Below are 24,059 nucleotides of genomic sequence, written 5' to 3'. Positions count from 1 at the left end.
GACATCGACGTGAGCCGTTGTCTCGGCGGCGTCGCTCATAGTCGCACGCAGGACATAGGCTCGATCTGTGCAAACATTCTCAGATCAGGGGTGGTACACCCTACTCGCCGGCCTTGCCATCCTGGTCGGCCTCGTCGGAATCATCGTTCCGATCCTGCCGGGCGTCATCCTGATCTTCGGTGCTATCGCAGTCTGGGCCTTTCTCACCGGCGGCGCTACGGCGTGGATCGTCTTCGCAATCTGCGCGGCGCTGCTCGTGATTTCCGGGATCATCAAGTACACCTGGCCGGGCCGCAATATGAAGGAAGCGGGTGTGTCCAATCGTGCGGTCTTCGTCGGCGCGATCCTCGGCATCGTCGGGTTCTTCGTGATACCGGTGGTCGGCCTATTTGTCGGTTTCGTGCTCGGCGTCTACCTTTCGGAACTCCAACGCCTGCGTATCGGTCAACAGGCTTGGCAGGCAACGGTGCACGCGCTGAAGGGTGTCGGTCTGTCCATGCTCATCGAACTCTTCGGTGCGCTGCTGGCGACCGGTGTCTGGGTCGTCGGCGTCATCGTCGCCTGAGCGAATGACAGGCGCGGTCGTCACGACCGCTATCGCTCGATGGCGGGGAACGGAATCGTATCTCCCGCTTGGGCTTCGGGGAGTTCTTCACGGTGCAGCCGGAGGGTCGGCGGTTCGGGACGGTACAGCGGCAGTGTTGGGGCCGGGTCGGGGGGGATGACGCGCTCGCGGGCCGGGAGCCGGTAGAAGGCGCGCGCGTTGTCCTCCAGTACCGGGTACATGTCGGTGCCCACCACATCGCAGAGGAGGTCGACGTCCGAGTCCTCGAATGGGCGGCCCGCACGGGTGCCGGGGAGATCGCTGCCGAACATCAGTGCTTCGGGATTCACCGCGTGGATGCGGCGCAGCGTGTCGGCGACGTTCATCGCGACCCGGCCGAAACCGGTGGCCTTGACCCGCGCCCCTCGGTCGACGAGATCCAGCAGGAACGGCAGACCCTCTTCCGACATGCCGAGATGGTCGACCGACAGCGCGGGCAGCTTGGAAATGACCGGTTGCAGCGAGGCGAGCATGGTCCCGTCGATGTAGACCTCGACGTGCCAGCCGACCAGCTCGTATGCCCGCAACGCCTGGAGCGTCATTCCGGTGATGTCGGCGGCGGCGCGCTTGAGGTTGAACCGCAGCGCGCGCACACCGATGCGGTCCAGCTCGATGATCTCCTCGTCGGTGGCGTCCAGGTCTAGGCGGGTGACGCCGACCCAGCCCTCGCCCAGTTCGGCCAGGGCGGCCTTCAGATAGCTCTGATCCGTGCCCTGGAACGAGCCGCTGACCACGGCGCCGCCGCCGACATCGAAGCGCGCCATGCGCTTTCGGTAGTCGGCGATGGTGAACGGGTCGGGCAGGTAGCCCTCGTTCTCGGCCAGCGTGAACCGCGGGTCGAAGATGTGCAGGTGGGCATCGAACACTTGTACAGAATGCCTCAGTGTCGGACTTTCCGCTGCCGCACTGCGGTGGTTGCCGCGGCAGCGGAGCTGATCCCGCCGGGGTGGTCAGACCTTGTGCGGCTCGCTGGCACGGAGCATGTCCTCGCGCTCGACGACTTTGACCCGCTCCCGGCCCTCCGGCTCGCCGAGCGCGCGCTCGTGGGCGTCCAGGCGGTACCAGCCCTGCCAGGTGGTGAACGGGATGCCCTTGCCCTCGAGGAACTCGGTGACGGCGTCGAGCTCCGGTTCGGCGGCCGGGGTGAAGCGCACGCTGTCGTCGAGCAGGCAGGCCACAGTCTCGTTGGCGTCGCCCTTGGTGTGGCCGATCAGGCCGACGGGACCGCGCTTGATCCAGCCGGTGACGTAGGTGGCAGGCAGGTAGCGGTCGGCGCCGTCGGCGTTCTCGTCGGCGATCACGCGACCGGCCTCGTTCGGGACGGTGCCGGCCTGGTCGTCGAAGGGCAGGTTGGTCAGGTTCTGCGACAGATAGCCGACGGCGCGGTACACCGCCTGCACGTCCCAGTCCTTGAACACGCCGGTGCCTTTGACGTTGCCGGTGCCGTCGAGCTGGGTGCGCTCGGTGCGCAGGCCCACAACTTTGCCGTTTTCGCCGAGCACCTCGGACGGGGACTCGAAGAAGTGCAGGAACAGCTTGTGCGGTCGGTCGCCGACGTCGCGGATGGCCCACTGCTCGAGGGTGTTGGCGACCATGTCGACCTGCTTCGAGTGGCGGCGCGCGGCTTCGGAGCCTTCGTCGTAGTCGATGTCTTCGGGGTCGACGATGACCTCGATGGTCGGGGAGTGGTCGAGCTCGCGCAGCTCGAGGGGGGTGAACTTGGCCTGAGCGGGTCCGCGGCGGCCGAAGACGTGGACCTCGACGGCCTTGTTGTTCTTCAACCCCTTGTAGACGTTCGGCGGGATCTCGGTGGGCAGCAGCTCGTCGCCGGTCTTGGCCAGCACCCGCGCCACGTCGAGTGCGACGTTGCCGACGCCGAGGACCGCGACTTTCTCCGCGTCCAGTGGCCAGGTGCGCGGCACGTCGGGATGTCCGTCGTACCAGGACACGAAGTCCGCCGCGCCGAACGAACCATCCAGGCCGATGCCGGGGACGTCCAGGGCGCGGTCGGCGTTGGCTCCGGTGGAGAAGATCACCGCGTCGTAGAAGATGCGCAGGTCATCAAGGGTGATGTCCGTGCCGTAGTCGATGTTGCCGAGCAGCCGCACCTGCGGCTTGTCGAGCACCTTGTGCAGGGCGGTGATGATGCCCTTGATCCGCGGATGGTCCGGTGCGACGCCGTAGCGGATCAGCCCGAACGGCGCGGGCATGCGCTCGAACAGGTCGATGCTCACCTCTGCGTCGGATTTCATCAACGCGTCGGCGGCGTAGATCCCGGCCGGTCCGGCGCCCACGATCGCGATGCGGAGCGGGCGAGTCTCGGCGGTGTGCGCGTCAGGCCCGGAGGAGGCAGCTTGCGTCACCACGGAGGGCCCGCGTACACCGCTTGTTGATCCTGCACTCTGTTCGGTCATCTCTTACGCGCACCCTTATGGTCGAAACAATTAACGACGTCGGTCCTTAGCTTAGGCTAAGTTGACGCACTGGCTTGGTTGCACCCTGTCGGTGCCGACACCGGCGATGCTGGCTCGGGTCTGCACGGTGCCCGGTTCACTGCGACGACGAGCTGCCGATTGGCGATGACAGCTGGCCGCAGTCCCGCGATTCTATCGGGGTGGCCGATGCCTCCCCGCGCCGGTGCGTGAACCGGGTGGATGCCATCGAACGTCACAATCACCGGCTACCCGTTCCTGCGCGCGCTATAGCGACCGTCCGGTCTCCGTCGAGCAATAGGCGTGTCCCGAAGGGGGCCCGAGCGCTCGATACCGGCACCGACCAGGGATCATCGTGTCATGACCGAGCAGCAGCCGACCGCGGGCGAGGACGAAATCATCCAGGTCGATCAGACCGACAACCGCTCCGCGGTTCCTTTCGCCGCGGCCGCGGCGGTCGCGGTAGTCGTGCTGGTCGCGATCGTGCTCGGCGGGATGCTGTCGCCGACTGAGAAGAATGTCACAGATTCCGACCGGATCGTCGCGGCGGTCCGTAACTTCGTCGAGGGCTCCAACAACACCGACACGGTGCCGCCGCCCGGCACCGCCTGCCAGGGCTTCGATTCCGCGCGTTCGCCGCTGGCCGGACAGGCGGGGCCCGGAAAGTCCGTCGAGATCACTGAACTCGACAATCCGATGAGGGACGGCGACAAGGGCAAGGCGACCGTGACCACAAAGGTCGACGGCAACGAGGCGACGGCGACCTGGAATCTGACCAGATCCGGCGACAAGTGGCTGGTCTGCAACTGACCGTTACCGCAGTGCGAACAATCGTTTGACATGGCGACCCGCGTCGGTGCAATCTCAGTCGAAGGTCATGAGAACCAGTGTCAAGCCCCGGCATTACTGGTCGGCAACCCTCCTCCGCGGTGGGGTGCTCCGGGTGACGACCCGGCCGTCGCTTCAACCCGAGCGCGGCAAGTGCGGATACGCAGGAGGTGCACATGAGTTATGCCGGTGATATCACTCCCCAGCAGGCGTGGGAAGTTTTGCGGGATCATCCCGAAGCCGTCTTGGTCGACGTGCGGACGGAAGCCGAATGGAAATTTGTCGGCATCCCCGATACGAGTTCGATCGATCGGCCGACGGTGCTTATCGAGTGGGTCGACTCCACCGGCGCGCGCAACGAAGCGTTCGTCGAGCAGCTGAAGCAGGCCCTGGTGGACCACACCCCGGACGCTCCGGTCGTGTTCTTGTGTCGTTCCGGCCAGCGTTCGATCGGCGCGGCTGTCGCCGCGACCACCGCGGGCTATCACACCTCCTATAACGTGCTCGAAGGCTTCGAAGGTCCGCTCGACGAGTTCGGGCATCGCGGCGGCTCCGGCTGGCGTGCCCTAGGACTTCCCTGGCGGCAGTCGTGATCACCGGCGGTGCGTTCGACCGCCCGCTGCCCGAGGGCGTCGGTCCCGCGACGCTCGGTGTTCGGGGTGGGCTGCGGCGCTCGGGTTTCGAGGAAACCGCCGAGGCGCTCTACCTGACCTCCGGCTTCGTTTACGAAAGCGCGGAGGCCGCCGAGGCCGCCTTCACCGGCGACGTCGAGCACTTCGTCTACTCCCGTTACGGCAACCCGACGGTCGCCATGTTCGAGGAGAGGATGCGGCTGATCGACGGCGCCGAAGCGTGTTTCGCGACCGCGAGCGGAATGTCGGCGGTATTCACCGCCCTCGGTGCGCTGCTCGGCGCCGGTGATCGACTCGTCGCCGCGCGCAGCCTGTTCGGCTCTTGCTTCGTGGTGTGCGACGAGATCCTGCCGCGCTGGGGCGTGGAGACCGTCTTCGTCGACGGCGAGGATCTGGACCAGTGGGAGCAGGCGCTGTCGGTGCCCACCCAGGCGGTGTTCTTCGAGACGCCCGCCAACCCGATGCAGACGTTGGTCGATGTACGCAGGGTGACCGAGCTGGCACATGCGGCGGGCGCGAAAGTGGTGCTGGACAACGTCTTCGCCACACCACTGCTGCAACGCGGTTTCGAACTCGGTGCCGACGTGGTGGTCTACTCCGGTACCAAGCACATCGACGGCCAGGGCCGGGTGCTCGGCGGTGCCATCCTCGGTGCCAAGGACTACATCGACGGTCCGGTGAAAACGCTGATGCGTCATACTGGGCCGGCGCTGAGCCCGTTCAATGCGTGGACGCTGCTCAAAGGGCTGGAAACGATGCCGCTGCGAGTGCGCCATTCGGCGGAGTCGGCGCTGCGGATCGCGCGATTCCTGGCGGACAACAAGGCCGTCAGCTGGGTGAAGTACCCATTCCTGGAATCACATCCGCAGCATGTTCTGGCCACCAGTCAGATGAGTGCGGGCGGCACCGTGGTCACCTTCGAGCTGAAGGCGCCCGAAAACGAGGCGAAGAAGCGCGCTTTCGAGGTGCTGAACCGGCTTCGGATCGTGGACATCTCCAACAACCTCGGCGACGCCAAATCCCTGATCACCCATCCCGCCACCACAACCCACCGCGCGATGGGCCCCGAGGGTCGAGCCACCATCGGCCTCTCCGACGGCGTCCTGCGCATTTCGGTAGGTCTCGAAGACGTCGAAGACCTGCTCGGCGATCTCGACCGAGCACTGGCCTGACCCGCACGCACCGCATGTGCCCAACGGGCCCCTGCAGGGTCAGGTGGTGGTGGTGTGCTCGATCTTGGTGAGATGGGCGATGTTCGCCTGGTCTTCGGGGGTGCCGCTCGGTTCGGTGGTGAACCACGCGTCGAGGATTTCGCGGAGTTCGGCGCTCGAGGTCGAACGGAGGCTCAGAGCGAGGACGTTCGCGTCGTTCCAGGTGCGGGCGCCTGCCGCGGTCGCGGCATCGGTGCAGAGTGCCGCGCGGATGCCCGCGACCTTGTTGGCCGCAATCGAGGCGCCGGTGCCGGTCCAGCAGCAGACGATGGCCTGGTCGGTGCGGCCGGCCGCGACATCGCGTGCGGCGGCCTCGGTCGCCCAGGCCCAGTCGTCGCGTTCGGCGTCGGACAGTGCGCCGTGCAGCACGGCTTCGTGCCCGCGCCTGCCCAACTCGCCGACCAACTCCTCCGCCACGCCTATCCGCTCGTCCGCCGCCACCGAAATTCGCATGTTCCCAGCGTAGTGCGCCTTCTCGTCACTGCGTGGTGGGTGTCCGGCCGATGCTTCTGGGTTTTGCGGGCTCAGCCACAGCGGAACCCGACGGCAGCAGCAATATTGACAGTATGCTGTCAAATATGACAACATACTGTCATGCAGACGAAGACAGTTCACCTGGCCGTTTACGACACCCTGGCCGACTGGGAGGTGGGTGCGGCCACAGCGCACATCAACAAGTCGAGTTGGCACCGGGAGCCGGGGACGTGGCAGGTCAAGACGGTCGGCCTGGCCGCGGAGCCGATCACGACAATGGGCGGGATGCGCATCGTGCCGGACGTCGTGCTCGCCGACCTGGCGCCCGCCGACAGCGCGATGCTGATCCTGCCCGGCGCCGAGACCTGGGAGGGTGCGGAGCTGGTGCCGTTCGCGCGCAAGGCGCGTGAACTCGTAGCGGCGGGTGTTCCGGTCGCCGCCATCTGTGGCGCCACCTTCGGGCTGGCCAAGGAAGGTCTGCTCGATACCCGCAGACACACGAGCAACGTCGCGGAATACCTGCTCTACAGCGGCTATTCGGGCGGCGATCACTATGTGAGCGAGCCCGCCGTCACCGATGGTGATGTGATCACGGCGAGCGCGAGCGCGCCGTTCGAATTCGCGCGCGAGGTGCTCGGCAGGCTCGGCATATATGAGCCGCACGTTCTCGACGGCTGGTACCGACTGTTCGCGCATGCAGATCCGGCAGGCTACGCAGTGCTCGCGGAGTACGAGGCGCGGCGGGCGGCGCAGGTCGGATGAGGAAGAATCGCACGGCGACCCGGTCGATCCGCCGAATCGCCGTGCGGTACGCGTCGGGAGGTGAATCATGGCCGGTGAGCAGGAGCTGTTCAGCACAGCAGCGATCACGTCGTTCCGTTTGAACGGCCAGTTCCTCGCGGTCGCCGAGGAACTGGCCCGACCCGCGGGTCTGACCGCGGCCTGGTGGCAGGTGTTGGGTGCGGTACTGCACACACCGCTGTCGGTCGCGGGTATCGCACGCGAGATGGGCATCACGCGCCAGAGCGTGCAGCGCATCGCGGACCTGTTGGTGGACAAGGGGCTTGCCGAATACCGTCCCAACCCCGCGCACCGCCGCGCGAAACTCGTCGCCGCTACCGAGGAGGGTCTGTCCGCCGTCCGCCGCGTCAACCCGCAACACGCGGTGATGGCGAAACGCCTTGCGTCCCAAATCGGTCCGCGACAGCTCGCGCTGACCGTCGAAGTGCTCACGAAGCTCTCCGCCGCGCTGGACGCGATCACGGAGGACTAGGGCATGCTTCGCGCCCTCATGCCTATCCGAATCGAGTGGTGAACGGGGACTTGGTTCGCCCGACGAGGTCGGCGACGGAATCCACCACCATGGTCGGCCGGTAGGGGTACGCCTCGAAGGACTCGCGGGTGGAGATGCCTGTGGTGACCAAGATGGTGCGCATGCCCGCTTCCAGGCCGGAGATGACGTCGGTGTCCATCCGGTCGCCGATCATCACGGTGGACTGGGAGTGGGCGCCGATGCGGCGAAGCGCCGAACGCATCATCAGAGGGTTCGGCTTGCCGACGTAGTACGGGTCGCGACCGGTGGCGCGGGTGATCAGCGCGGCCACCGAACCGGTCGCGGGCAGCGAGCCCTCACGGGAAGGGCCGGTGGGGTCCGGGTTGGTAGCGATGAAGCGGGCCCCGCGCTCGACCAGCCGGATCGCCGTGGTGATCGCCTCGAAGGAGTAGGTCCGGGTTTCGCCGAGGACCACATAGTCCGGTGCGCTGTCGGTGAGCACGTAGCCGATTTCGTGCAGCGCGGTGGTCAGCCCGGATTCACCCACCACGTAGGCGGTTCCGTTGGGCCGCTGCTCGTTCAGAAAGGTGGCGGTGGCCAGTGCGGAGGTCCAGATCGCCTCCTCCGGGATGTCGAGACCGGAGTGGCGCAGTCGTGCCTGCATGTCCCTCGGCGTGCGGATCGAATTATTGGTCAACACCAAGAACGGCGTCTCGTTGGCACGCAGCTCGGCGAGGAACTCGTCGGCGCCGGGCACCAGATGGTCCTCGTGCACCAGCACCCCGTCCATATCGGTGAGGTAGGACAGGATCGGTTCGTCATCTGCGGTCACCCGGCCGATTATCCGCTATCGCGTTCTGCGACGCCGGTCGGAACGACGAGCGCCGGTCGGAAACCCGACCGCCGCGCCCTGCCACGAATCCGGCGCATGCGTCGGACTCGGCACCTGCCACAGGCCCGGCGCACCGTTGAACTGGTCGGACCCGCGGCACTTCGGCTCATGGCCATCGAGGCGAGCGGGACGGCCACGGCGATCTCACTCATCCGCGCCAGGCCCTCGGTACCAGTCGCAAAAGAGTTGGCTACTGTCGACGACGGATCGCGACGACGGCGAAACGAAACGCGAGGAGCATGCAGATGAGCGGACTCAAGCTCGGTTACAAGGCATCGGCGGAGCAGTTCGGCCCCCGTGAACTCGTCGAGATCGCGGTGCTGGCCGAGCAACACGGCCTGGACAGCGCCACGGTGAGCGACCACTTCCAGCCGTGGCGGCACAAGGGCGGGCACGCGCCGTTCTCGCTGGCCTGGATGGCCGCGGTCGGCGAGCGCACCCAGCGCCTCCAGCTCGGCACCTCCGTGCTCACCCCCACCTTCCGATACAACCCGGCGGTGATCGCCCAGGCCTTCGCCACCATGGGTTGCCTGTACCCGGATCGGATCATGCTCGGGGTAGGCAGCGGTGAGGCGCTCAACGAGATCGCCACCGGGTACACCGGCGAATGGCCCGAATTCAAGGAGCGCTTCGCCCGTTTGCGCGAGTCGGTCGACCTGATGCGCGCGCTGTGGACCGGCGACCGCGTCGACTTCGACGGCGAGTACTACCGCACCGTCGGCGCCTCCATCTACGACGTGCCCAAGGACGGCATCCCCATCTATATCGCCGCGGGCGGCCCGCTGGTCGCTCGGTACGCGGGACGCGCGGGCGACGGCTTCATCTGCACCTCGGGCAAGGGCATGGACCTTTACACCGAGAAGCTGATGCCCGCGGTCGCCGAGGGCGCGGCGAAGGTCGACCGCACCGTCGAGGACATCGACCGGATGATCGAGATCAAGATCTCCTACGACACCGATCCCGAACTGGCCTTGGAGAACACCCGCTTCTGGGCCCCACTGTCCCTGTCCGCGGAGCAGAAGCACAGCATCACCGACCCGATCGAGATGGAAGCCGCTGCCGACGCGCTGCCGATCGAACAGATCGCCAAGCGCTGGATCGTCGCAAGCGACCCCGACCAGGCCGTCGAACAGATCAAGCCGTACCTCGACGCCGGCCTCAACCACCTGGTCTTCCACGCGCCCGGTCACGACCAGCGCCGCTTCCTCGACCTGTTCCAGCGCGACCTCGCGCCACGCCTGCGCGCATTCGCCTGACCCACCCGACGAGTGGCACACCCTGGCGAGGTCTTCTCGGGCGATGCCACAGCCAGGTGCCACTCGTCGGGCGGTTACGTACGGCGTAGGGCGAAGATGCGGAGGTCGCGGGTTGTCCGGGAGCGGTAGACGGCGTAAGCGCCGGCGATGTCGACGAAGCGGGTGAAGACGGCGTCTTTGTCCGGACCTTCGACCGGGGTGGCGGTGACGTCGATGCGTTCGCCTGCGATGGCGACCGTCGCGGTGGGGTTTGCCAGGAGGTTAGCGGTCCAGGCGGGGTGGTGTTCCTGGCCGAAATTGCTGCCGATCACGTAGAGCGTGTCGCCGTCGTGCACGTACAGCAGCGGCTGGGTGCGTGGCCGCCCGGACTTGCGGCCGATGGTGGTGAGCAGGATGACCGGTGCGCCGATCGGGCCGAGCAAGGTGTACTTGGCGTGGGTGCGTTCCAGGACGGCCCGGTCCAGCGGAGTGATCGCGCGGATCAACCGGGAGCCCGGCTTCGTCGCCGCCAATCTATTTGCCGCGCGGGCCAATACATTCGTGCGCGAGCCCCACTGCCGATCTGGAAACTGCTCAGCCATGCCCGGACTATAGCGGGCCGGAGGACCCCGCGATGGAGAGTCGGCGGGAGCACTCGAGCAGCCCCCTTCGTACCGGCGGCCGATGCTGCTGTCCGGCACGGAGTCGACGCACCGAGCGATCGCGACCGCTGATCACGCTTTCGAGGCGGGGTCCGAATGCCGCTCGTTGATTAAGCTCTCGGGCATGGCCGACAATGCTCCATCAGCGGTGTATATCGCCGCACCGGAGGGCGACACCGGAAAGTCGACGGTGGCCCTCGGGGTGCTCCAGATGTTGTGCGCGACGACCGCGCGGGTCGGGGTTTTTCGGCCGATCACGCGATCGACTACCGAGCCCGATTACATCCTGGAGCTGCTGCTCGAGCACAGCACGGCGGACATCGACTACGCACAGGCTATCGGCACGACCTATGAGCAGGTGCATGCCGACCCGGACGCGGCGATCAGCGAGATCGTTCTGCGCTTCCATCAGGTCGCGAAGGTATGTGACGCGGTGGTGGTGGTCGGCAGCGACTACACCGACGTGGCCAGCCCCAGCGAGCTGCGGTTCAACGCCAGGATCGCGGTCAACCTGGGCGCACCGGTGCTGTTGGTGGTGCGTGGCGCCGGCCGCACGCCGGACGAGGTGAAGCACCTGGCCGAACTGTGCGCCACCGAGTTGTCGCACGAGCACGCACAGCTGGTCGCCATCATCGCCAACCGCTGCGAACCGAAGCAACTGGACGAGGTGCGTTCGGCGCTGCGTGGCTTCGATATCCCTTCCTGGACGCTGCCCGAGGTCCCGTTGCTGATCGCCCCGACCATGGCCGAGCTGTGCTCGGCCATCGACGGCGAAATGTACAGCGGCGACCAGGAATTGCTGCAGCGTGAGGCGCTGGAGATCATGGTCGGCGGCATGACGGCCGAACACATCCTGGAGCGCCTGGTCGAGGGTGTTGTGGTGATCGCGCCGGGCGACCGGTCGGACGTGCTGCTGAGTGTCGTGAATGCTCATGAGGCGGAAGGCTTTCCATCGCTGTCGGGCATCATCATGAACGGCGGCATGCTGCCGCACCCCGCGGTGGCGCGGCTGATGACCGGCCTCAAACCCAAGCTGCCGATCCTCACTACCGAACTGGGCACCTACGACACCGCGGGCGCCGCCTACCGCACCCGCGGCCGCATGTCCGCGGGCAGCCCGAGCAAAGTGGACACCGCGCTCGCCCTGATGGAAGAGCACGTCGACGCGACGGAGTTGTTGCGGCGCGTCGAGGTTCCGCTCACGTCGGTGGTCACACCGCAGATGTTCGAATACCAGCTCATCGAGCGCGCGCGGGCCGACCCCAGGCGGATCGTCTTGCCCGAGGGTGAGGACGACCGCATCCTGCGCGCGGCGGGGCGGGTCCTGCAGCGCAGGATTGCCGACCTGGTCATCCTCGGCGATGAGACGGCCGTGCGCGCCCGCGCCGCCGAACTCGGCGTGGACATCTCCGCCGCGCAGGTGCTCGACCCGCGCGGCTCCGACCACCTCGACGATTTCGCGGCCGAGTACGCCGAGCTGCGCAAGCACAAGGGCATAACGCTGGAGCGTGCCCGCGAAACCATGACCGACATTTCGTATTTCGGCACGATGATGGTCTACAAGGGGATCGCCGACGGAATGGTCTCCGGCGCCGCACACACCACCGCGCACACCATCCGTCCATCGCTCGAAATCATCAAGACGGTGCCCGGCGTCTCCACCGTCTCCAGCGTGTTCCTCATGTGCCTGGCCGACCGGGTGCTCGCCTATGGCGACTGCGCGGTCGTCCCGGATCCCACTTCGGAGCAGCTGGCCGACATCGCCGTCTCGTCCGCGGCGACCGCCGCCCGGTTCGGCGTCGAACCGCGGGTGGCGATGCTGTCTTACTCCACCGGCGAGTCGGGCAGCGGCGCAGATGTGGACAAGGTGCGCGTCGCGACCGAGCTGGTGCGTGAGCGGGCGCCGGAACTGCTGGTGGAGGGCCCTATCCAGTACGACGCCGCGATCGAGCCGACCGTCGCCGACGCGAAGCTGCCGGGTTCCGAGGTCGCCGGGCATGCCACGGTGTTCGTGTTTCCCGACCTCAATACCGGCAACAACACCTACAAGGCGGTGCAGCGCAGCGCCGGTGCGATCGCGATCGGTCCGGTGCTGCAGGGTCTGCGCAAACCTGTCAACGACCTGTCTCGCGGTGCGCTGGTCGCCGACATCGTCAACACCGTGGCGATCACCGCCATCCAGGCGCAGGACGACTGAGGTGGGCCGGACTGCCTGCCCCGGAACAATCGCGCATGCGATCGTGGTTGCTGAGTGGGTGCGGGAAACCTGCCCGGTGCGGGTGTCCCGCAAAATACAGGAGGTGTGATGGGCAGGGGTGCCGAAGGCCTGGTGCTGGTGATCAATTCCGGCTCGTCGTCCATCAAATATCAGCTCCTGGATCCGGAGTCGAGCGTGGTGGCGGCTTACGGGACGGTCGAGCGGATCGGTGAGGACGACGGGGCGATCGAGCATCACGCCCACGGCGAGACCACCGTGCGTTGCAGGCCGATCGCCGACCACACCACGGGGTTGCGCCTGGTCTTCGACATGTTCTCGGCGACAGGACGCGATCTGGTACGGGAGGATGTGCGCGCGGTAGGCCACCGGGTGGTGCACGGCGGCGAGGTGTTCTACCGGCCGACGCTGATCGACGACTCCGTGGTCGACGCGATCTCCGAATTGTCCGTACTCGCGCCGCTGCACAACCCGGCCAACGTGGCCGGCATCGAGAGCGCGCGCGAGCTGTTGCCGGGCGTGCCGCAGGTCGCTGTGTTCGACACTGCCTTCTTCCACAGCCTGCCCGACGCCGCGAAGACATATGCGATTGATGCTGAATTGGCTGCGGCACACGGTATCAGGAAGTATGGATTCCATGGCACGTCGCACGAGTACGTGTCCGGTCGGGCCGCCGCGCTGCTCGGGCGTGACCCTGCCGAACTGAACCAGATCGTCTTCCACCTGGGCAATGGCGCGTCCGCCTCCGCCATCCGCGGCGGGCGCCCGATCGATACGAGCATGGGCCTCACCCCGCTCGAGGGGCTGGTAATGGGCACCAGGCCAGGGGACCTCGACCCGGGGATCGTGCCGCATCTGGCTCGCTCCGCGCACCTGGACATCGACCAGATCGATGCCCTGCTCAACCGGGACTCAGGTATCAAGGGCCTGTCCGGCGTGAACGACTTCCGCGAGCTACAGCGCCTCATCGACGGCGGAGACCGGACCGCACGGCTCGCCTATGACGTGTACATCCACCGGTTGCGGCGCTACCTCGGCGCGTATTTGGTGGAGCTCGGCGGCGTCGACGCGATCACCTTCACCGCAGGTGTCGGCGAGAACAGCCCGCAGGTGCGCGCTGATGCCCTCGCCGACCTGGCCCGATTCGGCATCGAGGTGGACCAGACCGCGAATACGGCGAAAGACCGTGGCGCCCGGCATATTTCCCCACCCGAGGCGCCGGTCGCGGTGCTGGTGGTGCCCACCAACGAGGAGTTGGCGATCGCCCGCGCCGCACATCACGTGGTCGCCGAGACCACCTGAGTCAGGTGTTCGAGCTCGCGCCGCGCCGGTCGAGATCCTAAAGCCAGGTTTTCGCGCGGATCGAGTTCGCCAGGTCGACCAACGCATAGCGGTGGTTGCGGTCCGTCGCGCTGCGGGCAAGGGAACGAAGACCGGTTTCGATTCCTGCCCGCAGTTCGCGTTCGGTGAAGGGAACATTGAACAAAGTCGTGTCCGGGCGCTTCGGCGTGTTGCCCGCCTGCAGCCAGGCCAAAGCCGCGCCGCGGACCAGTACCCTCATCTGCACCGCACGACCCTCGGCCACCGGCAGGCTGAGTACCCGCGACGCCGAGATGTGCAGGGTCGCCTCGTCGAGCTCAGCCACCGGTGTGGCGGTGAGCATGAGCAGAACGGCGGTCATCCTCGCTGTGGTGAAATGCCTTGACGCGGCGGGCACTTCGTCCAGCGCCTGCACGGCATCGGTTACCCGGTCCACCGCCGTCAGTTGCCTGGACAGGCCGAAAGCGGCGCTCACCACGGCGCGGTCGGTGCGCCATACGGTCTCGTAGGACTTCTGCGCGTAGGAGCGCCACTGCATGGGATCCGGCGCATCCCAGTGCTGGAGGATGAGTTCGGCGGTGGCGGCTAGTGCCAGTTTCGGGGCGATCTCGCCAGGCAGTACCCGAAGGACCTCGTCGAAGGTCGCGAAAGCTCGCTCATACTCCCGGTCGAGCAATTCGGCGAGTCCGCGATACCAGCTCACCCGCCAGTCGCTGTCGGATAGGGAAGCGAGCAGGTGCAGCACGGCGGACGATTCGCGCAGGTCGATCCGTATCCGCGCCTCGGCCAAGGTGAACTCCAGAGCCGATGCCTCCAGTGCGTTCTCGGGATCGGCCTCGACGCGCGCACGCGCGTCCCGCAGCGCATCGAGGGCCTGCGCGGGTTCGGGATGCACCGTAGCGGCGAGCAGGGACGTGGACGGCTCGGTCGGGTCGAGCAGCGGAATGGGCAGCGCCGCGACCACTTCGCGGGGATCGAGCTCGGTGCTGCGGGCGCGGCCGTCCGCGTAGGCGTCGGTCTGGCTGATCAGTTCCTCGGTGCCGAAGCTGGCGCGCGGTGGACTGAAGACAGTCGACAACCGTGGGTGCTCGGTATCGTTTTCCAACGCAAGGATTTCGCGCAGCACACCCCACATCTGGGCGGACATCGCCTTGGCCGAGGGAAAACGGCGATCCGGGTCCGGGTCGGTGGCGCAGAGCAGCAAGCGATGGAAGAACTCGTAGCGCGCCAATACCGGCTCGTCGGCGACCTCCGGTAACCCGTCGAGATAGCGTCCATGCTCCATCGGCAAATTCAGGGTGAGCACCGCGAGGGTGCGGCCGACAGTGTAGATATCCGAGGCCACGGTAGGACCGGTCCTCGTGATCTCGGGTGCCTGGAAGCCCCTGGTGCCGTAGAGGTTTCCGTACGCATCAATGGTGGCGACGGCGCCGAGGTCGAGCAGCTTCACCTGGTCTTCGGTGACCATGACGTTGTCCGGCTTGAGGTCGTTGTAGGTCAGACCCGTCGAGTGCAGGTATTCCAACGCGGGCAGAATCTCCAGCAGGTAGGCGATCGCCTCGGGTACCGGCATGCGCTGCGGGCGCTGGTAAGTGTCCAGGATATCGCGCAGCGAGCGCCCGCCCACATACTCCATGACGATGTAGCCGACGGGTGTGCCGTCGGAGCCGGTGTGTTCGACGAAGTTGTAGATCTTGACGATGCTGGGATGTGCCACCTCGGCCAGAAATTGTCGCTCGGCGACCGCCACCGCCTGGGCTTCGGCATCGCCGGCGTGCAGCAGGCCCTTGAGCACCACCCAGCGGTCGCTGACGTTGTGGTCGATCGCCAGGTAGATCCAGCCGAGACCACCGTGGGCGAGACAGCCCTGGATCTCGTACTGTCCCGACACCATGTCGCCCGCGTGCAGCGAGGGCCGAAAATCATAGGGCGCCTCGCACGTTCGGCAGACGCCCGCCGTCGTCGCGGGCCGAGTCGCCGTTGCCCTGCCGACCGGGTTGCCGCAGCGCCAGCAGAATCGCTTGCCCTCGGATACCACGGGATCGGCGAGGACGGCGTCGCGCGGATCGGCGGGCGTGACCGTCGGAATCTGCACCAGCCCTGCGCCGAGCCGTCGCACCGTCGGATGCGACCGCGCGGTCCGCACGTTCCGCCCCGAGGTGCGCGCCGTTGCCGCCGAGTTCGGCTCCGAATCCGTTCGCCGTGCGCCGACAACGCCTGCCGCGACGGTGCCCATTGCCGTGGTCGGCGGCGCGGTCCTCGGTTTGTCGCGCGCCATCTCGGTGCGCTGTCCGCCTCGCTCGGCGGCGGTTGCTTCGGCGGCGAACGCTTGTGTTTCCACGGCGTCCTGATCAGCGCCTCCCGTACCCGACTCCGCTTCGGCAGAACCCGAACCACTTTGGGTAGAACTGGAACGCGCTTCCTCAGCTTCCTGGTCACCCTTTGACTCGCCATGCACCGGCAGCTCGACCGAACCCGCATTCCGATCCGCACCCGGATATCTGCCGAGTAGTCCGGTGTACCCGCCCGCTGTCGCCGCCCCGGACAGTTCAGGAGAACCCGGCCCTCCGGCGGCGGTTTCGTCCGCGTCGGAATCGGGATCGGGCCGGGTGTCCATTGCTTGTCAGTCTTGATAGGTGGGTGGGGGAGGAGCTGGGACGGGGCCGAGCACGGTGAGGTACTCGTGGTAGATGCGGCTCCAGGTGCCGTCATTGCGGATGCGGTCCAGGGTGCCGTTGACGAATCGGACGAGATCATCGGAGCCCTTGGGGATGCCGATGCCGTACGGCTCGACGCTGATGCTGTTGCCGACCAACTCGGTGTACGGGTCCTGCGAGGCAAGCCCGGCGAGGATGGCGTCGTCGGTGCTCACCGCGTCGACCTGGCGTTGCTGCAAAACCACGAGGCAGTCGGCCCAGGTGGGCACGGTGAGGATGGTCGCAGTGGGCTGTTCGCGACGGACGTGGTCCAGCGAAGTGGTGCCGGGCACGATGCAGACTCGTCGGCCCGCCAGGTCGGCGAGACCGTTGATCCCGGAGTTCTTCACCGCGAGCACACGCTGGTGGGCTTGGAGATAGACGGTGGAGAAGGCCACCTTTTCGCGCCGCTCACAGTTGATCGTCATGGTCTTGGCGACCAGGTCGACGGTGTGGTTCTGCAGCGCGGTCTCGCGTTCGGCCGAGCCGAGGCTGCGGAATTCGATCAGGTCCGGGCTGCCGAGCAGGTCGCGGGCGACCTCCCTGGCGATGTCGGCGTCGAAACCGACAACGGCGCCGGAGACCGGATCACGGTAACTGAACAGATTGCTTCCGGTGTCCAGGCCGACGAGCAGCCTGCCGCGCGCCCGGATCGCATCGATCACCGGTCCACGCGCGGCGCCGCCTGCTTCGGTAGGGCGCAGACTGGCGGTCGGATCCCCGCACTGTGGCGTTTTCGGTGACGGCGGCACCGGCGAATCCGTCAGCACCGGAATCGCTTTGGCGGGCAGCGGGGGTGCGGTGTACTCGGGTGACCTGGTCGGCAGCGGCGCGCTGGAGTCGCTCGCGCAGCCGCTCGCCAGCGCCGTCACGACGAGGAGGACTATAAGGATGCCGCGCGCGGATCTCATCGGTACTCCCGAAGCCGGGGCCAAATGCCGAGTCCGACATAGCCTGCCGCCAGAATGCCCAGCACCATCGCACCCGCCCCGAGGAAGTCCAGCACGCGGGCCGCCTGGGAAATGTCGCCGCGCAGAGTGTCCCGTGTCTCGGTGATGCCCTGCTCCAGCGAGTGGTCCAGAGCGCTGACCTGCGCGGTGGCGTCCGCAGAGCCCGCGCCGGTCGCGACGGAGGCCGCGCTGTTGAAGTCGCCGCGGGCGAGCGCCTCGTTCATATGCTGATGGGCCACCCGCCAACGAGCGAGCGCCGGAACCGCATTGCGTACCTCGGCGGCCGCGGGTGCGGAGCCTGGGTAGCCGCCGAGCAGGTCGGCCAGCCGCTCGATGTCCGCGTCGAAGGTGCGGTCGTAGTCGCCGGTGGCGTCCCTGCGCACCAGCTTCAGCGTTTCCGCCGCGCGCGCCTGCTGCGCCAGAATCCGGCTCTCGGTCAGCCGCGAGGACGGCACCGCTCCGTCGTCACGGGCACGGATCATCGACGTCGCCGACACCGAACCCGCGATCACCGTCCACGCCAGCAGAATCAGCATCCCGACGGACGCGAGCAGGAGCCCTGGATTGACCACCCGCCGCCAGCGCCGCGCTAGATCCCGCTGCACCCAGACCAGCGCGCCGAGGGTGAGGACCAGTAGCACGATGGCCGGCCACGGCGGGCGCACGTGGTTGCGCTGCGCGTCGGTCACGGCTGCCGAGCGGTGGGTCTGCAGTTCCTCGGCCATCGGCAGCAGCGTCGTCTGCATCTGGTTCGATGCCTCGCTCAAATAGGCGGCCCCGACCGGATATCCAGTGCGATTGTTCGTCCGTGCCGTCTCCACCAGACCGGAGTACACCGGAAGGCCGGTGATTATGCCGGTACGCAGCCGGGCATCCGGGTCGGCCGCCGCGTCCGGGCCGACGCCGCGGTCCGATTGGGTCACCAGCTCCGCCGCTGCCTCGCCCATGGCCTGGCTGTACCGATCGCGCACCGCCTGCGGCTCCAGTCCACCCGCGATGAAAGCGGTGCTGGCCGCGGCGTCGGCGATGGACAACGAGGTGTAGAGCCGGTGCGCGGAGTACGCGTCCGGTTCGGTGACGTAGAGCAGCACGTGCAGACCCTGCTGGCGGTCGCTGACCGTCGCCGCGGTCACCGACCCTGCGGCCAGGCACAGGGTGATCAGCAGAAGGCCGACCGCGATCAGCCGTCCCGGTGATGATTTGGCGAAGGACCGCAGGTTGGCGGGGTCGAGGTGCTCGCGCATGAACGCGACCCGCAGCCCGCTCGGATTGTCCCGATCGCCGGGTTCGGCAGCGGACGAAGGCCGGAGTTCGGCTGTCGTCTGCTCGGTGCGAGTCATGTCCACCTCCCCAGTCTGGGCCGCGTGCGCGGATTTCTCGACGAGCCGATCGGGCATTCGATCGCTCCGTGCGTGTTGGTGCGGAGTTTATTGTGGTCATACTGGCGCCGCGGCGTGTGCAACACCCCCGATTGGGAGCAATGCGGGGGGGGGGGGGGACTGTCGTAGCTGGATGAGGATAGGTACGAGATGCGTGGTGACGGTGACGGTTGGTCACATGGCCCGGACGGATCGCGGTTCTGGGGCCGCTTCGGCGCTGCCGGTCTGCTGTTGCGCGCTCCGCTCGCCGGTGGGGGTTCGGCGGTGCTGCTGCAGCACCGCGCGCCGTGGAGTCATCAGGGCGGCACCTGGGCGTTGCCCGGCGGAGCCCGCGACAGCCACGAGACCACTGTGCATGCCGCGGTCCGCGAAGCATGGGAGGAGGCGGGCATCGATCCCGCCGACGTCCGGGTGCGCGGCGAGCGTGTGACCGCGTCTGCCCTGAATGGCTGGACCTACACCACGGTGGTCGCCGACGCCGTCATGACCTTGCCGACCAGCCTCGATCGGGAGAGCACCGAGCTGGCCTGGGTCGCCGAAGGCGAGGTGGACGCCCGTACGCTGCACCCCGGTTTCGCCGCCGCGTGGCCGACCCTTCGCGCCGCGCCTGCCTGGGTGCGCCTCGCGGAGATCGAGGACGACGGTGCGGTGGCTGCCGTCCTTCCGCGCACACTCGATCTAGCCGAGCAGGGCTTCGTCTGGCTGCATTCGGATCCGGACGGGCCGGGTGACTACGCCAGGATCGTGCTTACGGCGAATCAGCCGGCGGCCGCTGAGCCGACAACCGACGGGAACACCGCGCTGGACACCGTGCTCTCGCTCACGCGTAGCCAGCTACTTTCCTGATACACAGTGGTTACGCGTTACACAGTGTTTACGCGTTCGCGAGCAGTGCCGCCTTCAGTCCGCGCGCCGCGGCCTCCGGATCACGCGCCTCGGTGATCGCTCGCACCACGACGATCCGTGTCGCCCCAGCCTCCAGCAATTGGGGGAGGTTCTCCGGGTTGATTCCGCCGATCGCGAACCACGGCCGGGTCGGATGGGCGTCGCCGGTCGAACGCACCAGCTCGAGTCCGGCTGCCTGCCTGCCCGGCTTGGTCGGCGTAGCCCACACCGGCCCGGCACAGAAGTAATCGATGTGCTCATCGATCGCGGCGAGGCCCGCCTGGGCGCGGTTGTGGGTGGACCGCCCGATCACCACGTCCGGTCCGAGAATCCGGCGCGCGTACCAGGGCGGGAGATCGCCCTGCCCGAGATGCAATACGTCGGCGCTCGCGGCCAGCGCGAGGTCGGCGCGATCGTTGACCGCCACCATGGCGCGGTGCCTGCGCGCGGCCGCCTTCAATTCGGCGAGCGCACCGAGCTCGGCCCTGGCCTCCAACGGACCGAACTTCGCCTCTCCGGGCGATCCCTTATCCCTGAGCTGGATGATGTCGACGCCGCCTGCGAGCGCCGCCTCGGCGAACTGGGCCAGGTCGCCCCGCTCCCTTCGGGCGTCGGTGCAGAGATACAGCCGCGCGTTTGCCAGACGCTCCCGGGGCGATGCGGTTCGATTCGGGTGGGAGGGTTGCACGTATTCGACCGTAGCCGCGCTACCGTGGGGAAGCGAATAGGAGGCAGGTGGATCGGATGCGGACTCTGGCCGTCGTCGGTGGCGGCGCCATCGGGCTCGCCGTGGCCTGGCGGGCCGCGGAGGAGGGTTGGTCGGTCACCCTGTTGGATCCCGCCCTCGGTACCGGCGCCTCCTGGGTCGCCGGGGGGATGCTCGCCCCGCTGTCCGAGGGGTGGCCGGGGGAAGAGCGGGTGCTGGAGTTCGGTGCCGCCTCGCTGGCACGCTGGCCCGAATTCGCCGCCCGGCTGGACGCCGCGACCGGGGTCTCGGTCTTCGTCGCCGACGAGACCATGACCGTCGCGCTGGACGCGGCCGATGCCGCCGACCTGCACACTGTGGCCGACTGGGTCGGTGGTCGCGGCCACGAACTGCGGATGCTGGATCGCGCGGGAGTCCGGGCGCTGGAACCATCCCTGGCGCGCACGGTGCGCGCCGCCCTGCTCGCGCCCACCGAACCCGCCGTCGACAACCGTGGGCTGATGACGGCCCTGCGTCGGGCAGCCGACGCGGCGGGCGTGCTGGTTCGTGCCGAGTCCGTAGACTTGCTGACGCACCTTCCGCACGACCAGATCGTGCTCGCCGCGGGCGCCGCCTCGGCCAGGTTGTGGCCCGAGCTGCCGGTGCGTCCGGTCAAGGGCGAGATCTTGCGCCTGCGCCACCGCCCGGGCGTCGCTCCCGCGCCGCGGCGCGTGATCCGGGCCAGGGTGCACGGCAGGGCGGTATACCTGGTTCCGCGCGCCGACGGGATCGTCGTCGGCGCAACGCAGTACGAAGCGGGTTTCGACACCGCGGTCACCATCGCGGGCGTGCGCGATCTGATCGCCGACGCGGAGGCGGTGTTCCCCGGCATCGGCGAATACGAGCTGGCCGAGGTGAGCGCGGGCTCCCGGCCCGGCAGCCCGGACAACCTGCCGCTGATCGGCAGGCTCACCGACCGGATCGTCGCGGCCACCGGGCACGGCCGCAACGGCATGCTGACCATGCCGCTCACCGTGGACGCGGTACTGAGCCTGCTCGGCGGGGCAACGCTGCCCGAAGCGGAAGTCGCCGACCCGCAGCGCTTTTCGACGACTGTAGGAGGAATTCGATGACGCTGTCATCCGTCCCCATCGGTGTCACGGTGAACGGCGACGACCACGAGTTCGCCGAACCGCTCACCGTGCGCGAGCTTTTGGCGCGCCTGGACCTGCCATCCCAGGGCGTCGCACTCGCGGTGGACGGCGCGGTGTTCCCGAAGTCGCGGTGGAACGAACCAGTCGGCCGCGGCTGGCAGATCGAGGTGCTGACGGCGGTCCAGGGTGGCTGAGGAATCCGGTGTGGCCGACGCCTCGCTGCGGATCGCGGACCGCGAGTTCGGCTCCCGCCTGATCATGGGAACTGGTGGCGCGGAAAATCTCGCCGTGCTCGAGGAGGCACTGATCGCCTCGGGTACCGAGCTGACCACCGTCGCCATGCGGCGGATCGATGCCGCGGGCGGCACCGGCGTGCTCGACCTGCTGAAGCGGCTGGATATCGCGCCGCTGCCGAACACGGCGGGCTGTCGCACCGCGGCCGAGGCGGTGCTCACCGCACAGCTGGCCCGCGAGGCGCTGGACACCAACTGGGTGAAGTTGGAGGTGGTCGCCGACGAGCGCACCCTGCTGCCCGACCCGATCGAATTGATCACCGCCGCAGAGGAACTCGTCGATGACGGTTTCGTCGTACTGCCCTACACCACCGACGACCCGATCCTGGCCCGCCGCCTGGAGGACGCTGGCTGTGTAGCGGTGATGCCCCTCGGTTCGCCGATCGGCACCGGCCTCGGCATCGGCAACCCGCACAACATCGAGATGATCGTCGCCGAAGCGAAGGTCCCGGTCATCCTGGACGCGGGCATCGGCACCGCGAGCGACGCCGCCCTCGCTATGGAACTCGGCTGCTCGGCCGTGCTGCTGGCGACCGCCGTGACCAGGGCACGTCGGCCCGGGCTGATGGCCGCCGCCATGGCGGACGCGGTGCGCGCGGGGTACCTGGCCCGCCTGGCCGGACGCATTCCGAAACGGTTCTGGGCCCAGGCGTCGTCTCCGGCGCTCTGATCCGACGAGAAAGCTCACACCTCGAATGTTTTCGGGGGCTCCGTCCACTTCTCGGGCTTTGGCGGTGTCGGTGGTGGAACAAGTTCGGGCGAGGGGTCCGGGATCTCGGGATACTTCAAATCCGAGACGAGCGCCGCCATCGCGGCGAATGAGACGACGGATGCTACCCGCACCATAGTGCGATAGGTCAGCATGGCCAGTGGCCTCTCCATACTTGGCGAGAGTCTCGGTGCGGGTATCGCAGGTGTCGGATACGACACCATCATCAGCACACCTCCCGCGCGCAAGGCGTCTTTCAGTCCCTCGATATGCTCCTTGACCTCCTTCAGCGCCTCCCCGCTGATGGTGCGCGTCCGGCGCACCGAGCTGTCGACTTCGGGGTGGGCGAGCTGCCATGCGGCAGAATGCGTTTGCAGCGTGTCGTGGGTGGCTGCGTATGCCGCCGCGGTTGCGCCACTCGAACCGTCGAGTACCGGAGCAGGTGGCGGGGGTTCCGGTTCGGGAACCGGTTTAGCCATATCCGGGCGCCCGAGGACGTCGACAAATTGTTGGAGCACCTTCTGCGCCTTGGTGATATAGCTGCGCAGTGGGATCGACGCCCCGGGTGGCGGGTCCAGTTCCACCACATAAGGGCTGGATGATATCGATTCGGGGGCTCTCACGGTACCCTTTCTGGTTTTCCTTTCCAGTATGACTTCGGTGGGTAGTAAGCTCGGCGGCGTTCTTCCAGCCTTCGGGAATATCGAGGCTGTTGAACCCCACCGGGTTCACGCCTTCGACGGCCGTGTGGCCGCACAGCGGCCGCCGATGACGGTCAGCGGACCCTCAGGATTCCCGTCGCATGCAGCCGATTTCCGACGGTGCCATCGTCTTCTTCATGGGAGCATCGCGGGGCGTCCATCACGCTGACAGGCATGTTCGCCGTAAGGTACGGACACTGTTCTGAGGGCGCCAAGACTGTTCGTCAGGCGAGCAGTTCTTCGCGGAAGCGGCAGCGGAACGGCACCCCGGATACGGACACGAGGGCTTCAAGACCTATTACATATGCGGATGGACGTTGCGCCTCGTGCGCCCCACGGCGTGCTGCGCGCGCCTACGTGAAGTACACGAGGACACGGCCGGAGTTGTTCGGATCGGGTTCCCGGCGCGCGTACAGCTTCTTGATGTGCTTCTGGTCGAGGAAAGCCAGAACGCGGCTTTGGAGCTGGCCCGAGCCTTTTCCGGGGATGATCTCGGCGACGGGCGTCCCGGACTTGGCGGCCCTGATGAGGAACTGCCGCATGGCGACATCGATGTCGCGGTTGCTGCGAAAGATCGGATGCAGATCCAAACTGAGCACTGGCGGCCCCTTCGACGTTGTAGAAGTGTGAATCAGCGTAGGCGCAGTCGCGGACCCCGCCAACCGCCCAGCTCGGTGTGCCCGCGTCCCGATCCGTGGTCGAGGGTTGTAGTCGGTGATCGGATGCGATCTTCCGGTACAGGTGTTCGCGCGTAGACCGATTCCGGGCGCGCGACCGAGAGCAGAGCACCGCGAAAGGATCGGTCCTCGGTCCACGCGCACAGTTCGAC

The 24,059-nt window shown here is 67.4% G+C and carries 24 protein-coding genes and 1 riboswitch; of the genes, 13 read left to right on the top strand and 11 right to left on the bottom strand.

From position 1 onward, the window contains the following. The first annotated feature begins 67 nt into the window (after positions 1-67). Positions 68-565: a DUF456 domain-containing protein gene (locus OH799_RS22650; protein WP_357259470.1), complete on the top strand. Its 498-nt coding sequence runs from the start codon at positions 68-70 to the stop codon at positions 563-565. Positions 566-594: 29 nt separating this feature from the next. Here OH799_RS22650 and OH799_RS22645 read toward each other — a convergent pair whose 3' ends face one another. Further along, entirely contained in the window at positions 595-1,470 is an 876-nt protein-coding gene (locus tag OH799_RS22645; RefSeq protein WP_406267528.1) for an amidohydrolase family protein, read from the bottom strand. A gap of 84 nt (positions 1,471-1,554) precedes the next feature. Then, positions 1,555-3,018, bottom strand: a complete 1,464-nt coding sequence (locus OH799_RS22640; protein WP_406267525.1) for an FAD-dependent oxidoreductase — start codon at positions 3,016-3,018, stop codon at positions 1,555-1,557. Positions 3,019-3,396: 378 nt separating this feature from the next. Between OH799_RS22640 and OH799_RS22635 the strand changes: the two genes are divergently transcribed. The 3 genes from OH799_RS22635 (at position 3,397) to OH799_RS22625 (ending at position 5,668) form a co-directional block, all read left to right on the top strand. Then, positions 3,397-3,846: a hypothetical protein gene (locus OH799_RS22635; protein WP_406267522.1), complete on the top strand. Its 450-nt coding sequence runs from the start codon at positions 3,397-3,399 to the stop codon at positions 3,844-3,846. A gap of 63 nt (positions 3,847-3,909) precedes the next feature. Then, positions 3,910-4,026: riboswitch (SAM riboswitch) on the top strand. A 14-nt stretch (positions 4,027-4,040) separates the two neighbouring features. Continuing rightward, entirely contained in the window at positions 4,041-4,457 is a 417-nt protein-coding gene (locus OH799_RS22630; RefSeq protein WP_406267519.1) for a rhodanese-like domain-containing protein, read from the top strand. Next, positions 4,454-5,668 carry an O-succinylhomoserine sulfhydrylase gene (locus tag OH799_RS22625; protein WP_406267517.1) on the top strand — a complete coding sequence of 405 codons (1,215 nt, stop codon included), beginning with the start codon at positions 4,454-4,456 and terminating at the stop codon, positions 5,666-5,668. Before OH799_RS22630 ends, OH799_RS22625 begins: the two co-directional genes overlap by 4 nt. A 39-nt stretch (positions 5,669-5,707) precedes the next feature. On the opposite strand, the gene OH799_RS22620 is transcribed toward OH799_RS22625, so the two are convergent. Further along, entirely contained in the window at positions 5,708-6,160 is a 453-nt protein-coding gene (locus OH799_RS22620; RefSeq protein ID WP_406267514.1) for an RpiB/LacA/LacB family sugar-phosphate isomerase, read from the bottom strand. Between the two features lie 141 nt (positions 6,161-6,301). On the opposite strand from OH799_RS22620, the gene OH799_RS22615 reads away from it, so the two are divergent. Together OH799_RS22615 and OH799_RS22610 are read left to right on the top strand one after the other, a co-directional pair. Further along, a complete protein-coding gene (locus OH799_RS22615; RefSeq protein WP_406267511.1) occupies positions 6,302-6,943 on the top strand; it encodes a type 1 glutamine amidotransferase family protein in 642 nt (213 codons plus the stop codon). 67 nt (positions 6,944-7,010) lie between these two features. Continuing rightward, a complete protein-coding gene (locus OH799_RS22610) occupies positions 7,011-7,454 on the top strand; it encodes a MarR family winged helix-turn-helix transcriptional regulator (protein WP_406267508.1) in 444 nt (147 codons plus the stop codon). Positions 7,455-7,476: 22 nt separating this feature from the next. Here OH799_RS22610 and OH799_RS22605 read toward each other — a convergent pair whose 3' ends face one another. Further along, positions 7,477-8,244, bottom strand: a complete 768-nt coding sequence (locus tag OH799_RS22605; protein WP_406282389.1) for an HAD-IIA family hydrolase — start codon at positions 8,242-8,244, stop codon at positions 7,477-7,479. Positions 8,245-8,591: 347 nt separating this feature from the next. Here OH799_RS22605 and fgd point away from each other — a divergent pair, with 347 nt between their 5' ends. After that, positions 8,592-9,602 carry a glucose-6-phosphate dehydrogenase (coenzyme-F420) gene (fgd, locus tag OH799_RS22600; RefSeq protein ID WP_406267505.1) on the top strand — a complete coding sequence of 337 codons (1,011 nt, stop codon included), beginning with the start codon at positions 8,592-8,594 and terminating at the stop codon, positions 9,600-9,602. A 74-nt stretch (positions 9,603-9,676) separates the two neighbouring features. On the opposite strand, the gene OH799_RS22595 is transcribed toward fgd, so the two are convergent. Further along, a complete protein-coding gene (locus tag OH799_RS22595; RefSeq protein ID WP_406267502.1) occupies positions 9,677-10,183 on the bottom strand; it encodes a nitroreductase/quinone reductase family protein in 507 nt (168 codons plus the stop codon). Between the two features lie 184 nt (positions 10,184-10,367). Between OH799_RS22595 and pta the strand changes: the two genes are divergently transcribed. Together pta and OH799_RS22585 are read left to right on the top strand one after the other, a co-directional pair. Further along, a complete protein-coding gene (pta, locus tag OH799_RS22590; RefSeq protein WP_406267499.1) occupies positions 10,368-12,440 on the top strand; it encodes a phosphate acetyltransferase in 2,073 nt (690 codons plus the stop codon). 108 nt (positions 12,441-12,548) lie between these two features. Continuing rightward, complete coding sequence (locus OH799_RS22585; RefSeq protein WP_406267496.1) at positions 12,549-13,760, top strand: acetate kinase; 1,212 nt, start codon at positions 12,549-12,551, stop codon at positions 13,758-13,760. Positions 13,761-13,797: 37 nt separating this feature from the next. On the opposite strand, the gene OH799_RS22580 is transcribed toward OH799_RS22585, so the two are convergent. From OH799_RS22580 to OH799_RS22570, 3 genes are read right to left on the bottom strand one after another with little or no spacing between them, the layout of a single operon-like run. After that, positions 13,798-16,395, bottom strand: a complete 2,598-nt coding sequence (locus OH799_RS22580; protein WP_406267494.1) for a tetratricopeptide repeat protein — start codon at positions 16,393-16,395, stop codon at positions 13,798-13,800. Between the two features lie 6 nt (positions 16,396-16,401). Further along, positions 16,402-17,385, bottom strand: a complete 984-nt coding sequence (locus tag OH799_RS22575; RefSeq protein ID WP_406267491.1) for a transporter substrate-binding domain-containing protein — start codon at positions 17,383-17,385, stop codon at positions 16,402-16,404. Beyond that, on the bottom strand, positions 17,382-18,764 hold the full coding sequence (locus OH799_RS22570; protein ID WP_406282386.1) for a hypothetical protein: 1,383 nt from the start codon (positions 18,762-18,764) through the stop codon (positions 17,382-17,384). Before OH799_RS22570 ends, OH799_RS22575 begins: the two co-directional genes overlap by 4 nt. Before the next feature lie 189 nt (positions 18,765-18,953). Here OH799_RS22570 and OH799_RS22565 point away from each other — a divergent pair, with 189 nt between their 5' ends. Further along, positions 18,954-19,649 carry an NUDIX hydrolase gene (locus OH799_RS22565; RefSeq protein ID WP_406267488.1) on the top strand — a complete coding sequence of 232 codons (696 nt, stop codon included), beginning with the start codon at positions 18,954-18,956 and terminating at the stop codon, positions 19,647-19,649. Positions 19,650-19,677: 28 nt separating this feature from the next. Here the strand turns inward: OH799_RS22565 and thiE are convergent, their stop codons facing one another. Next, a complete protein-coding gene (thiE, locus tag OH799_RS22560; protein ID WP_406267485.1) occupies positions 19,678-20,376 on the bottom strand; it encodes a thiamine phosphate synthase in 699 nt (232 codons plus the stop codon). A 56-nt stretch (positions 20,377-20,432) separates the two neighbouring features. Here thiE and thiO point away from each other — a divergent pair, with 56 nt between their 5' ends. The 3 genes from thiO to OH799_RS22545 are packed head-to-tail and all read left to right on the top strand — an operon-like array spanning position 20,433 to position 22,490. Next, entirely contained in the window at positions 20,433-21,506 is a 1,074-nt protein-coding gene (gene thiO, locus OH799_RS22555; protein WP_357259517.1) for a glycine oxidase ThiO, read from the top strand. Next, the gene (thiS, locus tag OH799_RS22550; protein WP_357179722.1) at positions 21,503-21,721 is read left to right on the top strand and encodes a sulfur carrier protein ThiS; all 219 of its coding nucleotides are present in this window, start codon (positions 21,503-21,505) and stop codon (positions 21,719-21,721) included. Before thiO ends, thiS begins: the two co-directional genes overlap by 4 nt. 10 nt (positions 21,722-21,731) lie before the next feature. Continuing rightward, positions 21,732-22,490 carry a thiazole synthase gene (locus OH799_RS22545; protein WP_406282383.1) on the top strand — a complete coding sequence of 253 codons (759 nt, stop codon included), beginning with the start codon at positions 21,732-21,734 and terminating at the stop codon, positions 22,488-22,490. A 14-nt stretch (positions 22,491-22,504) separates the two neighbouring features. On the opposite strand, the gene OH799_RS22540 is transcribed toward OH799_RS22545, so the two are convergent. Both OH799_RS22540 and OH799_RS22535 read right to left on the bottom strand, forming a co-directional pair. Further along, positions 22,505-23,152, bottom strand: coding sequence for a hypothetical protein (locus tag OH799_RS22540; RefSeq protein WP_406267481.1), 648 nt, complete (start codon positions 23,150-23,152; stop codon positions 22,505-22,507). A gap of 431 nt (positions 23,153-23,583) precedes the next feature. After that, positions 23,584-23,829, bottom strand: a complete 246-nt coding sequence (locus OH799_RS22535; protein WP_357259520.1) for a Smr/MutS family protein — start codon at positions 23,827-23,829, stop codon at positions 23,584-23,586. Between the last annotated feature and the right edge of the window lie 230 nt (positions 23,830-24,059).

The sequence above is a fragment of the Nocardia sp. NBC_00881 genome (assembly GCF_045207455.1).
Classification (GTDB): domain Bacteria; phylum Actinomycetota; class Actinomycetes; order Mycobacteriales; family Mycobacteriaceae; genus Nocardia.
This window is presented reverse-complemented; position numbering and strand designations above follow the sequence as displayed.

Bases quoted from the DNA above. Each gene is read 5' to 3' on its own strand.
- OH799_RS22630 (WP_406267519.1), top strand. From the start codon at position 4,041: ATGAGTTATGCCGGTGATATCACTCCCCAGCAGGCGTGGGAAGTTTTG.
- OH799_RS22595 (WP_406267502.1), bottom strand. From the start codon at position 10,183: ATGGCTGAGCAGTTTCCAGATCGGCAGTGGGGCTCGCGCACGAATGTA.
- OH799_RS22585 (WP_406267496.1), top strand. From the start codon at position 12,549: ATGGGCAGGGGTGCCGAAGGCCTGGTGCTGGTGATCAATTCCGGCTCG.
- OH799_RS22570 (WP_406282386.1), bottom strand. From the start codon at position 18,764: ATGACTCGCACCGAGCAGACGACAGCCGAACTCCGGCCTTCGTCCGCT.
- pta (WP_406267499.1), top strand. From the start codon at position 10,368: ATGGCCGACAATGCTCCATCAGCGGTGTATATCGCCGCACCGGAGGGC.
- OH799_RS22635 (WP_406267522.1), top strand. From the start codon at position 3,397: ATGACCGAGCAGCAGCCGACCGCGGGCGAGGACGAAATCATCCAGGTC.
- thiO (WP_357259517.1), top strand. From the start codon at position 20,433: ATGCGGACTCTGGCCGTCGTCGGTGGCGGCGCCATCGGGCTCGCCGTG.
- OH799_RS22620 (WP_406267514.1), bottom strand. From the start codon at position 6,160: ATGCGAATTTCGGTGGCGGCGGACGAGCGGATAGGCGTGGCGGAGGAG.
- OH799_RS22610 (WP_406267508.1), top strand. From the start codon at position 7,011: ATGGCCGGTGAGCAGGAGCTGTTCAGCACAGCAGCGATCACGTCGTTC.
- OH799_RS22580 (WP_406267494.1), bottom strand. From the start codon at position 16,395: ATGGACACCCGGCCCGATCCCGATTCCGACGCGGACGAAACCGCCGCC.
- OH799_RS22565 (WP_406267488.1), top strand. From the start codon at position 18,954: ATGCGTGGTGACGGTGACGGTTGGTCACATGGCCCGGACGGATCGCGG.
- fgd (WP_406267505.1), top strand. From the start codon at position 8,592: ATGAGCGGACTCAAGCTCGGTTACAAGGCATCGGCGGAGCAGTTCGGC.
- OH799_RS22615 (WP_406267511.1), top strand. From the start codon at position 6,302: ATGCAGACGAAGACAGTTCACCTGGCCGTTTACGACACCCTGGCCGAC.
- OH799_RS22605 (WP_406282389.1), bottom strand. From the start codon at position 8,244: ATGGACGGGGTGCTGGTGCACGAGGACCATCTGGTGCCCGGCGCCGAC.
- OH799_RS22575 (WP_406267491.1), bottom strand. From the start codon at position 17,385: ATGAGATCCGCGCGCGGCATCCTTATAGTCCTCCTCGTCGTGACGGCG.
- thiS (WP_357179722.1), top strand. From the start codon at position 21,503: ATGACGCTGTCATCCGTCCCCATCGGTGTCACGGTGAACGGCGACGAC.
- OH799_RS22640 (WP_406267525.1), bottom strand. From the start codon at position 3,018: ATGACCGAACAGAGTGCAGGATCAACAAGCGGTGTACGCGGGCCCTCC.